The sequence below is a fragment of the Limobrevibacterium gyesilva genome (assembly GCF_025989185.1).
GTDB lineage: Bacteria > Pseudomonadota > Alphaproteobacteria > Acetobacterales > Acetobacteraceae > Limobrevibacterium > Limobrevibacterium gyesilva.
In genome coordinates this window covers 56,591-71,865 of the sequence record NZ_JAPDNT010000013.1, presented here as the reverse complement: position 1 = coordinate 71,865, position 15,275 = coordinate 56,591, and the positions used below count along the sequence as shown (strand labels likewise).

Here is a 15,275-nt window from a genome sequence, read left to right as displayed (position 1 = left end):
AGAGCCTGATCGGAACGCCTATCGGTTCCGATCAGGCTCTAGCGTGCGAACGCCGCCCTGATCTGGCCCGCCATGTCGGCGGCGACGTCGCCCCAGGTCGTCCGGGCGGCGTCCTGCGCCGCCGGCGGGGGCGGGTTGTCCAGCAGTTGCGCCAGCACCGCCGACAGGCTCTCCGGGGTGGGATCGCACATGCGGGCCAGCGGTTCGTCGCCCAGCTGCTCGGTCATGCCGCCCACCCGGGTCGCCACCAGCCAGCGCCGCGCGGCGATGGCCGCCGCGGCAACGCCGCTTTGGCTGGCCTCCCGGTGCGACAGCACCAGCGCATCCGACCAGGCCAGCAGGTCGCCCACCTCGGCTTCCGGCACCCAGCGATTCTCCACCGACACCCCGGGCGTGCGGCGCAACGCGTCCAGCACCGCGGATTCGGGGCCGTGGCCCACCACCCGCACCTCCAGGTCCGGCCGCGGACCCAGCAGGCGCAGCGCGTCGGCCAGCAGGTCCAGCCCCTTGTAGGGCCGCAGCCGGCCGAACGAGAGCAGGCGCAGCTTGCCGCCATGGGCGCGCGGCGGCTCGGGAAGCGGGCCGAAGGTCATCGGCGGCAGCGAGGTCATGATCAGCGGCCGGTTGCCGACGAAGCCCTGCGCGCGCAGATGCGCCGCCACATGGGAGGTGAGCGCGATGAGCCCGTCCGCCTCCTGCACCAGCCGGCGCTGCAGCGTCATCTGCAGCGGCAGGCCGTCGCCGGGATGCAGGTCGGCGTCGTGCACGACCACCAGGAACGGCACGCCGGCGCGGTGCAGCGCGCGCGCCATCAGCAGATCCAGCGGTCCCGGCATGGCGCAGATCGCCACGTCCGGACGCAGTGCGCGCAGCCGCGCCGCCAGCGACCCGATCTGCAGCGGCATCAGCGCCAGCCGCACCAGGAATCCGGCCAGGCTGCCATAGGTCGGAAACGGCAGCTCGCAGACCGGCGGGTGCGCACTGCGCAGGATCTCCGCCTGCGTGGACAGCGACAGCATCGCCGTCGTCGCGTCCAGTCCGCGCAGGCCGTCGGCCAGCTGCACCGCGTAGCGGGGGCCGGCGCCGCGCCGGCCCCACTGCCAGACCAGGAACTTCATGCCGCTCCGCCCGGGCGACGGCACCCAGGCGAACCCGGGCGGGCCGGAGACTCGTGCTGCAAGGCCCTTGGCCGGATGGTCATGATCGGATCGCTCACGATCGGAAACGTGCCGGGCCCACGCCCTCGCGGCAAGGGGCAGACGGGGACCAAGACTTCCTGGGCCCGCGTCAGCCGTTCAGATGACAGGCGCTGCGATGGCCCGGCGCCACCGCCTGCAGCTTCGGCGCCACCTCCCGGCAGATGGGCATGGCATGCGGGCAGCGCGGATGGAAATGGCAGCCGGAAGGCGGGTTCAGCGGGCTGGGGATCTCGCCCTTGATCGCCGTGAACGCCCGCTTGCGCGCCTCGACCCGCGGCACCTCGGCCAGCAGCGCCTGGGTGTAGGGGTGGTTGGCGCGCGCGAAGATCTCCTCCGCCGGCGCCTCCTCCACGATGCGGCCGAGATACATGATCGCGACGCGGTCCGACAGGTGCTCCACCACGCCGAGGTCGTGGCTGATGAACAGGTATGTCAGGTCGAGCTCGGTGCGCAGATCCATGAACAGGTTCAGGATCTGCGCCTGGATCGACACGTCCAGCGCCGCCACCGCCTCGTCGCAGACCAGGAATTCCGGCTGCACCGCAAGCGCCCGGGCGATGCCGATGCGCTGGCGCTGGCCGCCGCTGAACTGGTGCGGATAGCGGCGCTTGTAGGCGGGGTCGAGCCCAGCCCGGCGCAGCTGCGCGTCGACATAGTCCTCGAACGCGCGCCGGCCGTTGTTGCCGCGCGGAATCAGGCCATGCACCCGCGGCGCCTCGCCCACGATCTCGTCCACGCGAAGCCGCGGGTTCAGGCTGGCATAGGGGTCCTGGAAGATCATCTGGACGCTCAGCTTGGCCGCGCGCGCCTGGTCGGGCGGCAGGGTGGCGATGTCGCGCCCCTGCCACAGCACCGTGCCGTCGCTGGGCGGCATGATGCCCGCGACCATCCGCCCCAGCGTCGATTTGCCGCAGCCGGATTCGCCTACCAGGCCGACCACCTCGCCCTTCGAGATCGTCAGGTCCACATTGTCCACGGCGCGGACCACGTCGTTCTTCGCCGTGCCGCCCATGGCGTGCGACACGCGCCGCGCCAGCTTGGCCGCCGCGTCCAGCGTCTTGCCGAAGCGCTTGGAGACGCCGCGCAGCTCGATCACGGGCGCGCTCACGCCACCACCTCCAGCTGCGGGTGGAAGCAGCGCAGGGCGTGCCCGGCCACCGGCTCGGTGGTGGGCGGGTCCTGCTCGCAGGCGGCATCGGCGCGGGCGCAGCGGGTGCGGAAGGCGCATCCACCCGGCAGGTTCAGCAAGGACGGCGTCATGCCGGGGATCTGTCGCAGTTTGGTGCCCCGCCGGTTGCGGCTGGGCACGCTGCCGATCAGCCCATGGGTGTAGGGATGCAGCGGCCGGTCGAGCACGTCGGCCACCGTGCCGCTCTCGACGATGCGGCCGGCATACATCACCGCGATCTCGTCGGCGAGCCCGGCCACCACCGACAGGTCGTGGGTGATCCAGATCAGCGCCGTGCCGTTGTCGCGCGCCAGCTTCTGCACTTCCGCCAGGATCTGCGCCTGGATGGTCACGTCCAGCGCCGTGGTCGGTTCGTCGGCGACGATCAGGTCCGGGCGGTGCAGCAGCGCGATGGCGATCGCCACGCGCTGGCGCATGCCGCCGGAGAACTGGTGCGGATAGGCCTTCAGCCGCTCGTCGGGGCTGGGGATGCCCACCATGCCCAGGGCGTCGCGCGCGCGCGTCCGCGCCTCCTCGTGCGAGACCTTCGCATGCGCCAGCACCGTCTCGATCATCTGCGTGTCGATGCGCAGGACCGGGTTCAGCGTCATCATCGGGTCCTGGAAGATCATCGCGATCCGGTTGCCGCGCAGGCTGCGCAACTCGCGCTCCGGCAGCTGGGTGATGTCGCGACCCTGGAACAGGATCTGCCCGCCGGCGATCCGCCCGGGCGGATCGACCAGGCCGATGATGGAAAAGCCGGTGACCGACTTGCCCGAGCCGGACTCGCCCACCAGCCCCAGCACCCGGCCGCGCGAGACGGAGAACGAAATATCGTCCACCGCCCGCACGGTGCCGGCACGGGTTTCGAAATGCGTGCTGAGGTTGCGCACCTCCAGCGTGACATCGTTCATCGCTGCAACCGCGGGTTCAGCACGTCGCGCAAATGGTCGCCCACCAGGTTGATGGCGACGATCGTCACCAGCAGCGCGATGCCGGGATAGAAGCTGATCCAGTACTTGCCGGACAGCATGTACTGATAGCCGTTGGCGATCAGCAGGCCCAGCGACGGCTCGGTGATGGGAACGCCCAGGCCCAGGAAGCTCAGCGTCGCCTCCAGCGTGATGGCGCGCGCGATCTGGATGGTGCCGATGACGATCAGCGGCGGCATGCAGTTCGGCAGCAGGTGGCGGAACAGCACCCGCCAGCGCGGCAGCGCCAGGCATTCCGCGGCCTCGATGTATTCGCGCCGGCGCTCCACCAGGGCGGCGCTGCGCGCGGTGCGAGCGTAGCGCGCCCATTCCACGATCACCAGCGCCAGCATGACGTTGGCCACCCCCTTGCCGAGGAAGGCCAGGATCATCAGCGCCACCAGGATCGACGGGAAGGAAAGCTGCAGATCGACCAGCCGCATGATCGCGGTCTCGATCTTGCCGCCGGCATAGGCGGCGATCAGCCCCAGGGCGGACCCGATCACGCCGGCGATCACCGCCGAGCCGACGCCCACGCTCAGCGAGATGCGCAGGCCGTAGATGATGCCGGACAGCATGTCGCGGCCCTGGTCGTCGGTGCCCAGCCAGAAGGTCAACCCGTCCGCCGACACCGAGCCGGGCGGCAGTCGCCCGTCCATGATATCGAGCTGCGCGAGGTCATAGGGATTCTGCGGCGCGATCCACGGCGCCGCGATCGCCAGCACCGCCACCAGCAGCACGATCACCAGCCCCAGCACCGCCAGCTTGCTGTCGGCGAACTCGCGCGCGAAGCGCTGGAACGGCGTCTCTTCCTTCGGCGGCGCCGGGATGTCGAGCGCGGCGCTCATTGCCGGTTCTCCAGCCGCACGCGCGGATCGAGCACGGTGTAGAGCAGGTCGACGAGAAGATTGATGGTGATGAACAGGAACACGATGATCATGAGGTAGGCGACGATCACCGGCCGGTCCAGCACGTTGATGCTGTCGATGATCAGCTTGCCCATGCCGGGCCAGGCGAACACGCTCTCGGTCACCACCGAGAAGGCGATGGTGCTGCCGAACTCCAGCCCGATAATGGTCACCACCGGGATCAGGATGTTCTTCATCACGTGCACCAGCACCACGCGCGCCGGGCTCAGCCCCTTGGCGCGGGCGAAGCGCACATAGTCCATATGGATGTTCTCGCGCACGCCGGCGCGGGTCAGCCGCAGCACCAGCGCGATGTTGCCGAGCGACAGGTTCAGCGCCGGCAGGGCCATGTGCGCCAGCCCGTCGCGCGTCAGGAACGACCACTGCACGCCGAACAGCTCGGCCGTTTCCCCGCGCCCGGTGCTGGGCAGCCAGCCCAGCTGCACCGCGAACACCATGATCAGCATCAGCCCGACCCAGAAGGTCGGCAGCGAGAAGCCGAGGATGCTGCCTGCCATGGTCGTCCGCCCGAGCAGGCTGTCGGGATTGAGGCCCGCATACAGCCCGAGCGGAATGCCGATGACGACGGACAGCAGCACCGCAGTCACTGCCAGCTCCATCGTCGCCGGCATGCGCCCACCGATGAGCTGCAGCGCCGGCTCGTTGAACACGAAGCTGCGGCCGAGGTCGCCGTGCAGCCCGCCCCACAGGAACAGGCCGTACTGCTTCCACAGCGGCTGGTCCAGGCCGAGTGCCGCGACGGCGCGCGCACGCTCGGCCTGGTCCGCCTCGGGCGAGATCAGGATATCGATCGGATCGCCGATCACGTGCAGCCCGATGAACACGATCACGGTCATCACGAGCACGACGAACACGGCCTGGATCAGGCGGCGGAGCAGCCAGGTTGTCATCGGGGCACCGTCAGCCCGCCCGGCCGATGATGAGAAGGCCGGTCACTGGACAGGACGCACGTCCTGGGCCCGCGACTGCTCGTCGGCCCTGGCGATATAGGTCAGGTCCGACCGCATGCCCCAGATGTTCTTCTGGTTGTGCAGCGGAATGAACGCCACGTCGTCCATCGCCAGCTTCGTCGCCTGCTGCAGCACCTTCTCGCGCGCCGCGTCGTCGGCGGTCGTCACCGCCTTGTCGATCAGCGCGTCCAGCTGCGGGTTGGAGTAGCGGCCGCGATTCACCGCCCCGCGCCCCTTGGCGGCGTCGAACGTCGCCACCAGCGAGCGCAGCGGATTGGACGCCTCGCCGCTGGAGCTGCCCCAGCCCAGCAGATAGGCCGAGAACTCCTGCTTATTGGCGCGTGCGATATAGTTCGACCAGGTGATGCCCTCGACCGAGGTCTGCACGCCGATGCGCGTCCACATCTGGCCGATCGACTGGATGATCTTGGCGTCGTTCACATAGCGGTCGTTCGGGCCATGCAACGTGATCCGGAAGCCGTTCGGAAATCCGGCCTCGGCCAGCAGCTTCTTGGCGCGCGCGGCATCATAGGCCGGCGGCGGCAGGTCGGGCGCGTAGCTATAGCTGCCCGGCGGCAGGAACTGGCCGGCAGGGATCGCCGCCCCTTCCATCACCCGCTCGACGATGGCCGGGCGGTTGATGGCGATCGACAGCGCCTCGCGCACGCGATGGTCCTTCAGCGGATTGCGATCGAGCTTCTCGCCGTTCGGGCCGGTGATGAACGGCGTCGGCCCGTCGCGCGACTGGTCCAGCGTCAGGAAGATGATGCGCAGCGAGACGGTCTCGGCCAGATGCACCCGCTTGTCGGTGCGCAGCCGGGCGGCGTCGGTGGTCGGAACCGCTTCGATGAAGCCGATATCGCCGGACAGCAGCGCCGCGGTGCGGGCGCCGTCATTGGGAATGATCCGGAACGACACGTGCTGCCAGTACGGCTTCTTCCCCCAATAGCCGTCGAACCGGTCCATCTCCACGCGGTCGCCGGGCTTGTAGGACACGAACCGGAACGGCCCGGTGCCGATCGCGTTCTTGCCGCTGTTGAAGTCTTCGGTGGCGGGATCCTTGCCCAGCCCGTGCGGAATGATCGCCACCTGCGTCAGATCGATGGGCACCAGCGGATAGATGCCCGCGGTGCGCAGACGGATGGTGTGCGGGTCCACGATCTCGACGCCGACGATCGGCTTCGTATAGATCGCGAAACTGCCGGGGCTGTTCGGCACGCGCGGCACGCGGTCGAGCGTATAGGCCACGTCTTCGGCGGTGAACGCGGCGCCGTTGTGGAATTTCACGCCCTGGCGCAGCTTGAGCTCCCAGGTCCGCTCGTCGACCAGCTTCCAGGATTCGGCCAGTGCGGCCACCGGGCGCGACTGCGCGTCCATGTCCAGCAACGAGTCGAACAGATGCGCGTCGAGCGACGCGTTCGGCGTGAACGTGTGATAATGCGGATCGACGCTGGTGATCGGCGCGCTGGACGCCATGGTGAGCGTCTGCGCCGCGGCGCCGTTCATGGCAGCCGCCCCCACGAGGCATCCGGCAACTACTGCACCGCGCATGGCGGCCTGATAACGTACGACCATTCCCGTCTCCCTGACCCTGGCGGCGCTTATAGCAACAGCGCGAACGTAACCGCTAGATTGCCCTCGTGACGGAAAGTGTCGACAGCCGGGCGGGCGCATGGCCCTCCGGCTGCCGGTACTCAGGCCCGGAAGGTCAGGCGGCGCGGGCAACCTGGCCCGGCGCCGCGATCACCGGCACGCGGCCGCGGATCAGTTTTTCGATGCTGCGTAGGAACGAACGCTCCTCGTTGTCGCACAGGCTGATGGCCACGCCCGCAGCCCCGGCGCGGGCGGTGCGGCCGATGCGGTGCACATAGCTCTCCGGCACGTTCGGCAGGTCGTAGTTGATCACATGGGTCACGCCGTCCACGTCGATGCCGCGCGCGGCAATGTCGGTGGCGATCAGCACCCGCGTCTCGCCGCTGCGGAACGCGGCCAGCGCCCGCTCGCGCTGCGGCTGGCTCTTGTTGCCGTGGATGGCCGCGGCCGGGACGCCGCTTTCCTCAAGATAGCGCACCACGCGGTCGGCGCCGTGCTTGGTGCGGGTGAACACCAGGGTGCGGCCCTGGTTGCCGCTCAGCAGATCGAACAGCACCGCCCGCTTGCGCGCGGTCTCGACGAAGATCACGCCCTGCTCCACCCGCTCGGCGGTGGTGGCGACCGGGGCCACCGCCACATGCGCGGGGTCACGCAGCATGCCGGCGGCGAGCTGGCCGATCTCCTTCGGCATGGTGGCCGAGAAGAACAGCGTCTGCCGCTGTGCGGGGATGGCGCCGGCGATGCGGCGGATGGGGATGATGAAACCGAGGTCGAGCATGTGGTCGGCCTCGTCCAGCACGAGGATCTCGGTCTGGTCCAGGCGCACGGTGCGGTCCTGCATGTGGTCGATCAGCCGGCCCGGTGTGGCCACCAGCACGTCGACGCCGCCGGCCATGGCCCGGGTCTGCCGCGCCTTCGGCACGCCGCCGAACATCAGCGCCACGCGCACGCCCATGTTGCGGCCATAGGCACGGAAGCTGTCGGCGATCTGGCTGGCCAGCTCGCGCGTGGGCGACAGCACCAGAACGCGGCAGCCGCCACGGGCCGGCGGGCGGCGGTTCTCGGCCAGGCGCTGCAGGATCGGCAGGGCGAAGGCGGCGGTCTTGCCGGTGCCGGTCTGGGCGATGCCCTGCACGTCGCGGCCGGCCAGCACATACGGAATGGCCTGCGCCTGGATCGGTGTCGGCGCCGTGTATCCCTCGGTGGCCAGCGCCTTCAGCAGCGGCGTGGCAAGACCAAGGCTTTCGAAACTTGTCATAACTTCGGATCGTCTTTCGCGTTGACGCGCGCCACCGCCCCCAGGTCTGAGCATGGGCATGCGGACGCGTGTCGATCGCGGTCGGCAGGACCGCGAACCGGCGCAAATTGCTGAGTGAAATGGGCTACCGGGGAGCGTGTCGGCCCGCGCGATGCACAACGGCGGGTGGCAGCGCACAGAACCACATCAAGGCGCGCACCGGCTATCTAGGTGTGCGGTGCAGCAAAGTCAAGAAAATCGGCCGGATGGGCGCGGCCGGGTCCTCACCCTTCCGCGCCCGGGCGCTTGCGGGCACAGTGCCGCGCCGCCCCCTGGAGGAACCATGTCCGTTCGCATCCTCGATGTCCGGGAGATCACCCAGCCGATCTCCTCGCCCATCCGCAACGCCTATATCGACTTCACCCGGATGACCACGAGCCTCGTCGCCGTGGTCACCGACGCGGTGCGCGACGGGCGGCGGGTGGTCGGCTACGGCTTCAATTCGAACGGCCGCTACGGCCAGGGCGGGCTGATCCGCGAGCGCTTCGCTCCGCGCATCCTGGAAGCCGATCCCGCCAGCCTGCTCGATGACGCCGGCGCCAACCTCGATCCCGATCGGATCTGGGCGGCGATGATGCAGAACGAGAAGCCGGGCGGCCACGGCGAGCGTTCGGTCGCCGTCGGCACCATCGACATGGCCGTCTGGGACGCGGTGGCCAAGATCGCCGGCCAGCCGCTGTTCCGCCTGTTGGCCGAGCGCCACGGCGTGCAGGCGGACCCGCGCGTGTTCGTCTACGCCGCCGGCGGCTACTACTATCCCGGCAAGGATTTCTCGCAGCTGCGCGCCGAAATGCGCAGCTATCTCGATCGCGGCTACACCGTGGTGAAGATGAAGATCGGCGGCGAGCCGATCGACCAGGACCGTGCGCGCATCGAGGCGGTGCTGACCGAGATCGGCAGCCAGGCGCGGCTGGCCGTGGACGCCAACGGCCGGTTCGACCTGGAGACGGCCATCGCCTACGCGAAGATGCTGCGTGCCTACGACCTGTTCTGGTACGAGGAAGCCGGCGACCCGCTCGACTACCAGCTGCAGGCGGCGCTGGCCGAGTTCTATCCGAACCCCATGGCCACCGGCGAGAACCTGTTCAGCCACCAGGATTCCCGCAACCTGCTGCGCCACGGCGGCATGCGCCCGGACCGCGACTGGCTGCAGTTCGATTGCGCGCTGAGCTACGGGTTATGCGAGTACCAGCGCACCCTGAAAGCGGTGCGGGATGCCGGCTGGTCGCCGCGCCGCTGCATCCCGCATGGCGGCCACCAGATGTCGCTCAACATCGCCGCCGGGCTGGGCCTGGGCGGCAACGAGAGCTACCCCGACCTGTTCCAACCTTATGGCGGCTTCCCCGACGGGGTGCGCGTGGAGGACGGCCACATCACCATGCCGGACCTGCCAGGCATCGGCTTCGAAGGGAAAAGCGATCTGTTCCGGGTGATGCGGGCGCTGGCGGAGTGACCGCCGCCAAATGACCGCCGCCCCTGGGAGGCACAGGGGCGGCGGCGGGTCGCGGCACGGTGGGTTAAGCCGTTGCCGTTGGGCTCACATCCAGTGGCCCTCGACCCAACTCCAACCGCCCGAGGCGTTCTGCACCCATTGCCCCTGCACCCAGGCGGTGTGACCCATGGGCGTCTGGACGTAGCGGCCGGGCATCCATTGCCACGGCGCGCCGGACTGCCCGATCCAGGCCCAGTGACCGGGTTGCCAAACCACGGGGCCGCTGCCGGAGGGCGGCGGGGGCACAAGTTCGGCCTGGGCCGCAGGGGGCGGGCCCGGCACCACGATCGGCGCCGGCGACGTCGGGGACACGACCACCTGCGGTGGCTGCGGGGCTGGCTCGCACGCTGTCAGGCCGACCAGCGCCGGCAGGGCAAGACAGGCACCAAGGAAGCGAGGCATGTCGATCTCCTCTCTGCAATGACGGGCCCGCAGCGCGGCATCAGCTGCCGTCATGATCGGAATGCCGCGGATCCGTACTCCGGCTCAGCGCCAATGGCCGGCGACCCACACGTAACCGCCGGTCGGGCTCGCATCCCAATGACCCGGTTCCCACAGCGCCGCGGGTTGCGGCCGCTGGACGTACGCGCCAGGGACCCATTCCCAGCCGCTGCCGTTCCAGCCCCATCGACCGGGCTGCCAGACCACGACCTGGGAGGGCGCCGCCGGGATGACTTCGACCTGAGGCGTTGGCGGCGCGGTCGGAGCGATGATGACCGGCGCCTCGCGCGATTGTACCGGCTGCGCCATTGCCGGCGCTGTCGCGGACAATCCGGCAATGGAAGACAGAATTGGCAGAGCAATACGGGCGATGTTTGATCGAAACACGGTCCGTCTCCTTTTCTTACCGTCGGGATACAGACATCGGCACGAGTTCCCGCCAGTACAAATGCAATCAGGCCGTTCGGAGTTCCAACACCGATCCGGCGATTCGCCCTCCTCGTTTCCAACAGGTTGATAATTCGGCAATCATGAACAAGGAAAACGCGACTCTTCCGTCGGGAACTACCAGCTTGCCCGGACCAGCGTCAGGCCGGTTCCACAGAGCAGGGAAAAGCCGAAAAGCAAAGCAGAAATATCCCCATGCCAAATCGAAACGTATTCGGATCGAGACAGCTGAGCAACTGCGTGCCGATTGGCACGCCGATCAGGCCCGGCAGGACGAACGGGAGAACACGGCTTGGCTGAATGGCATGCCAGACGGTCGGTATGGTCTGCACCTGAGAGACAACCGAACAGATCACGACAATGGATGCGGCAACGACGGGTGGAAGTGCATGCAGCCAGATTCCCATGGCGACCAGTCCGGTGCCGAACTCCGCCAGCCCTGAGACAAACCCACCCGAAAGCGCTCCGAACATGACGATGACGATGTGATCAGTGCTCACGGAACCCGATCCCGTCTGGTCCATGCCGCGTGTGCCGGTGCGTCGACGGGCGCGGGGCCGGGACGCCTATCGGCATGCCAACAAATCGATAGAACTCGAAAGACAGCCCCCGCTCAGTCGAGTCGTCCATTCATCGTCCGCCATGGCGGCCCGATCCCTGGGCCATCGCTGACGAGGCAGAGGCGGTGCAAGCCTTCGGCCGGGCGATGGCTCAACCAGCCCGGGCAGCTCACGACCGCCCACGCTGGCGCGGGTCCAGTACCTGGCTGAGCCGGTCGCCCACCAGGTTCACCGCCATTACCGCCAGGAACAGCGCGGCACCGGGAAACAGCATGGTCCAGGGCGCGTAGCGGATGAACTCCCGCCCGGCGTTCAGCATCGCCCCCCATTCCGGCGCCGGCGGCTGCGCGCCGAGGCCCAGGAACGACAGCGTGGCGGTGGAGAGGATGGCGTTGCCGAGATCGAGCGAGGTCAGCACGATCAGGGTCGGCGCCAGGTTGGGCAGCAGGTGCCGCCTGATCACCCGGGTCCGGTCGGCGCCGATGGCATGGGCGCCCTCGATGAACTCGCGCTCGACCAGGGACAGCGTCGCCCCGCGCACCACCCGGGCGAAACGCGGAATGCCGGCGATGCCCACGGCGAGCGCTGCGTTCCATACGCCCACGCCCAGCACGGCGACCACCAGGATCGCCATGATGATCGGCGGGAAACCCAGCATCACGTCGATCGCGCGGGTGCCGAGGGCGTCGATGCGCCCGCCGGCATAGCCGATCACGGTGCCGAACAGCCCGCCGAAGATCAGGCTGACCGCCACCGTCGCGATGCCGACCGACAGCGAGTAGCGGCCGCCATACAGCACGCGGCTGAAGATGTCCCGGCCGTAGAGGTCGCAGCCGAACCAGTGCGTGGCGGACGGCGCGGCCAGGCGGGCGCAGACGCGGGTCTCGTTCCAGTCGTAGGGAACCACCAGCGGGGCGAGAATCGCGCCGGCGATCAGCACCGCCAGGATCAGCGCGCCCGCCAGCGCGCCGGGGGCCGACAGCACGCGGCGCAGCACGCGCCGGGCCGGCGCAGGCGCGGCGCCGCTCATTGCCGGGAAATCCGCGGGTCGATCAGGCCGTAGACCAGGTCGATCGCGAGGTTGATGACGATATAGGCCCCGGTCGTCACCACCACGATCCCCTGCACCAGGGGATAGTCCTTGCTGAGCACGGCATCGACCAGCATGGCCCCGATGCCCGGGCGGGCGAACACGCGCTCGGTGACCACGGCGCCGCCGATCAGCAAGGCGAACTGCACGCCCAGCAGGGTCAGCGGCGGGATCACCGCGTTGCGGGCGATGTGCTTGCCCACCACCAGCAGCGGCGGCAGGCCCTTGGCGTGGGCGGTACGAATGTAGTCCTGGCCCTGCACCTCGATGATGCTGGCGCGGATCAGCCGGGCCAGCCCGCCGGCCAGGAACAGGCCCACGGTGATGCTGGGCAGGATCAGCGACACCGGCCCGGTGCCGATCACCGGCACCCAGCCCAGCAGCGTGGCGAAGACGTGGATCAGCACCATGCCGATCCAGAAGCTGGGCAGCGACAGCCCGGCCAGCGCCATCGTCATCACCCCGGCATCGGTCCAGCCGTTCGGCCGCAGCCCGGCCAGCACGCCGAGCAACGTGCCGAGCACCGCGCCGACCAGCAGCCCCCCGGCCGCCAGCGACAGGGTGAACGGCAGCTGCTCGCCGATCATCGACAGCACCGGCTGGCGCGTCGTGAAGCTGGCGCCGAAATCGCCGGTGACGGCGTGGCGCAGGAAGTTCAGGTACTGCAGGTGCACCGGCTGATCGAGGCCGAGGCGATGGCGCTCGGCCTGGATCACCTCCTGGCTCGCCGGGGTGCCGCCGAGCATCAGCGACACCGGATCGCCCGGCACCATCTGCAGGGCGGCGAACACCACGCTCCAGGTCAGCAGCAGCGTCGGGATGATCCCCAGCAGACGCCGGAGCAGCCACGTCCCCCGCATCTCAGGAACGTGTCGCGAGGCAGGCGGGCAGCGCGAACGGCGCGGGGTCCACGAAGCGGCGCAGCACGTTGGCGGTCAGCCGCCCCAGCGTGCTCTGCCCGCCAGCCACCGGCAGGCTGCCGGCATAGGTCATCGAGCCCACCGAGAACACCGCGCCGCCGGCGTGCGTCTCGAAGAAGGTCATGTCCGCGCAGGACCAGTCCTCCTGCGGCAGCGGGTGGCGATGGGTCAGCATGTCCTCGTTCACCCAGCCATAGTCCTCGTGGATGACGATGCCCTTGGCCACCACCAGCGCATGCGGCGGCGTGCCGTATTTCGGGTTGACGCTGTCCAGCTCGAAGCCCGCGGCGCCGCCGCCCATGTAGCCGGCATCGCCGAACGGTGCGCCCGGCCTGGCCTCCAGCCCTTCGGTCATGAACGCCACGCGCGGGTCGCGAATGCCGTCCACGAACATGTAGGGAAAGCCGAGATGCCGGCCCTGGGTAGAGAAGCTGATGCCCACCAGCCGGTGGCCGGACCGCCCGATGCGCCGCCACAGCCCGCCATAGCCGCCGCCGAAGGCGTGGTAGCTCTCGCCGGGCATGGTCTCCCACACGCGGATGCCGCCTTCGGCGCGGCGCACCTCGATCGCATGCGGCGCGGCCTCGGAGGGCTCGGCGCGCCAGTAGAAGCCGTTGCCGCCGAGATACATCAGCCGGCCGCCGCCGGCGAGGTAGTCCTCCAGCCCCTGCATCATCCGCTCGGAATGGTATTCCGGGTGCTGCCCGGCGATCACCACGCGATAGGGCGCCAGCGCGGCCACGCCTTCCGCGTGCAGGTCGTGGTCGGTGACGATGTCGTGCGCCTGGCCCAGCGCGGTGAGCCACTGCACGATGTAGCTGTCGGCACAGATCCTCCCGGTTCCGGAGCCGCCCGGCACGGGGTCCATCAGTGACATCTGCCGCGGCCGCGTGTCCAGCATCGGCCGGCGCATGCTGGTGATGGAAACGCCGGATCCATCGGAATGATAGTTGTAGGTGGACAGGCCGAATTGCGGGTTCATGTCCGGCGTCTCGGCCAGCGCACCCCAGCGCGCCGCCCGCCCGGCGATCTCGGCGCCGCGCCCGGGCCGGACGTAGCAGCCATAGACCTGATAGCTGAAGGTCGGCACCAGGAAGGCCACGTCGGCGGACGGCTTCGCCGGGCGGACGAAGAACGGGATGTAGTCCTCGCCCGCCTCGTTGCGGAGATGCGCGGCGTAGAAGCCGCTCGGCCAGCCGTCGGGCACGGTCAGGGCGAAGCTCTCCGCCCAGCCGAGGTCGCCCTGGTCGTCGTCGTGGAAATGGATGGCGCCGTACCGGGCGGGGTCGGATTTCCAGTCATGCACCGCGCCGGTCCAGTTCGCGCCGGTCATGGCGCGCGTGGGCAGGTTCACCAGCCGCGCATGCGCCGCCAGAGGGCCGGTGTCGGCGGCGGTCTGGGTGGGAATGCCGATGGCGAAATCCCACGCCGCCAGAAACCCTCCGGTGGCCGCGTGCAGCGACGGGCCCTCCAGCTTGCCGTTGAAATACGCACTCGCCGGCCCCGCGCCCGCCGGCGGCATGGCCGCCAGGAACACCGACGCCGCACCGTCGGGCGGCACCGGCCCGCCGTCGGCCACGGCCTCGCCGGCATCGGCCAGCGGCTGATGCGGACGCTGCGCCACGTGCAGGCGCCCATCGGCGTCGATCGCGGCGGTGAGGTCGTACCATCGGCGCGCCAGCAGGCGCCGCCCCACCTCGGCCCGGACCGGCGCGCCGCCGGGGGCGCAGGCCTCGACCATCGCGCCGCCGCCCGGGCCGATCCCCAGCGCCAGCCGCCAGCCGCCGATCGCCAGCGCCACGATCCCCTGCCGCCCCTTCTCCGGCGTGGTCGGCCACACCGTCGCGGTGATGGTGAAGCCGCCGCGCAGGTCGGCGGCCAGCGCGGGCACGTGGCCGAAGCTGCCGGGATATGCGTGCTGCTCAAGCCCGGCGCGCCCGCCGTCCAGCCCGGTCGGCATGGCGATCTCGGCATAGCCGGGGCCGTCGGGGTTCGGGTCGGCGCAGACATGGCGCACGAACCGCAGATCGAACGGACGCCCGCCGGCGCTGCCCACCATGAAGCGGATGGTGCCGCCGGGCTTCACACTCCAGCGGTCGCAGTAGCCGGTCAGTTGGTGCATCGTCTTCTCCGGGTCGGGACGTCGGCCGATCGTAGCTACCGACCGCAACCGCACAAGCCGCCGTATGTGGATTGACGGCGTGCGCCGCGGTGCCGA

At 69.6% G+C, this 15,275-nt stretch carries 14 protein-coding genes; 1 reads left to right on the top strand and 13 read right to left on the bottom strand.

Annotation, left to right across the window (positions count from 1 at the left end):
• Positions 1–38: 38 nt before the first annotated feature.
• The 7 genes from OL599_RS15330 to OL599_RS15300 form a co-directional block, all read right to left on the bottom strand.
• Positions 39–1,118, bottom strand: coding sequence for a glycosyltransferase (locus OL599_RS15330; protein ID WP_264714679.1), 1,080 nt, complete (start codon positions 1,116–1,118; stop codon positions 39–41).
• Between the two features lie 169 nt (positions 1,119–1,287).
• Positions 1,288–2,307: an ABC transporter ATP-binding protein gene (locus tag OL599_RS15325; RefSeq protein WP_264714678.1), complete on the bottom strand. Its 1,020-nt coding sequence runs from the start codon at positions 2,305–2,307 to the stop codon at positions 1,288–1,290.
• Complete coding sequence (locus tag OL599_RS15320) at positions 2,304–3,281, bottom strand: ABC transporter ATP-binding protein (RefSeq protein ID WP_264714677.1); 978 nt, start codon at positions 3,279–3,281, stop codon at positions 2,304–2,306. Before OL599_RS15320 ends, OL599_RS15325 begins: the two co-directional genes overlap by 4 nt.
• Positions 3,278–4,186, bottom strand: a complete 909-nt coding sequence (locus tag OL599_RS15315) for an ABC transporter permease (RefSeq protein WP_264714676.1) — start codon at positions 4,184–4,186, stop codon at positions 3,278–3,280. Before OL599_RS15315 ends, OL599_RS15320 begins: the two co-directional genes overlap by 4 nt.
• On the bottom strand, positions 4,183–5,157 hold the full coding sequence (locus tag OL599_RS15310; RefSeq protein ID WP_264714675.1) for an ABC transporter permease: 975 nt from the start codon (positions 5,155–5,157) through the stop codon (positions 4,183–4,185). The genes OL599_RS15315 and OL599_RS15310 overlap by 4 nt, the downstream gene beginning before the upstream one ends.
• Positions 5,158–5,199: 42 nt before the next feature.
• A complete protein-coding gene (locus OL599_RS15305) occupies positions 5,200–6,792 on the bottom strand; it encodes an ABC transporter substrate-binding protein (protein WP_264714674.1) in 1,593 nt (530 codons plus the stop codon).
• 133 nt (positions 6,793–6,925) lie between these two features.
• On the bottom strand, positions 6,926–8,068 hold the full coding sequence (locus OL599_RS15300) for a DEAD/DEAH box helicase (RefSeq protein ID WP_347403210.1): 1,143 nt from the start codon (positions 8,066–8,068) through the stop codon (positions 6,926–6,928).
• Positions 8,069–8,390: 322 nt separating this feature from the next.
• Between OL599_RS15300 and OL599_RS15295 the strand changes: the two genes are divergently transcribed.
• On the top strand, positions 8,391–9,560 hold the full coding sequence (locus OL599_RS15295; protein ID WP_264714673.1) for a mandelate racemase/muconate lactonizing enzyme family protein: 1,170 nt from the start codon (positions 8,391–8,393) through the stop codon (positions 9,558–9,560).
• Positions 9,561–9,644: 84 nt separating this feature from the next.
• Here the strand turns inward: OL599_RS15295 and OL599_RS15290 are convergent, their stop codons facing one another.
• The 6 genes from OL599_RS15290 to OL599_RS15265 all read right to left on the bottom strand — a co-directional run bounded on the left by OL599_RS15290 (position 9,645) and on the right by OL599_RS15265 (position 15,179).
• Positions 9,645–10,001: a hypothetical protein gene (locus OL599_RS15290; RefSeq protein ID WP_264714672.1), complete on the bottom strand. Its 357-nt coding sequence runs from the start codon at positions 9,999–10,001 to the stop codon at positions 9,645–9,647.
• A gap of 84 nt (positions 10,002–10,085) precedes the next feature.
• Complete coding sequence (locus tag OL599_RS15285; protein ID WP_264714671.1) at positions 10,086–10,427, bottom strand: YXWGXW repeat-containing protein; 342 nt, start codon at positions 10,425–10,427, stop codon at positions 10,086–10,088.
• A gap of 200 nt (positions 10,428–10,627) precedes the next feature.
• Positions 10,628–10,987, bottom strand: coding sequence for a sulfite exporter TauE/SafE family protein (locus tag OL599_RS15280; RefSeq protein WP_264714670.1), 360 nt, complete (start codon positions 10,985–10,987; stop codon positions 10,628–10,630).
• Between the two features lie 229 nt (positions 10,988–11,216).
• Positions 11,217–12,077 carry an ABC transporter permease gene (locus OL599_RS15275; protein ID WP_264714669.1) on the bottom strand — a complete coding sequence of 287 codons (861 nt, stop codon included), beginning with the start codon at positions 12,075–12,077 and terminating at the stop codon, positions 11,217–11,219.
• Positions 12,074–12,997, bottom strand: a complete 924-nt coding sequence (locus OL599_RS15270; protein WP_264714668.1) for an ABC transporter permease — start codon at positions 12,995–12,997, stop codon at positions 12,074–12,076. Before OL599_RS15270 ends, OL599_RS15275 begins: the two co-directional genes overlap by 4 nt.
• 1 nt (position 12,998) lies before the next feature.
• A complete protein-coding gene (locus tag OL599_RS15265; protein WP_264714667.1) occupies positions 12,999–15,179 on the bottom strand; it encodes a N,N-dimethylformamidase beta subunit family domain-containing protein in 2,181 nt (726 codons plus the stop codon).
• Positions 15,180–15,275 lie beyond the last annotated feature (96 nt).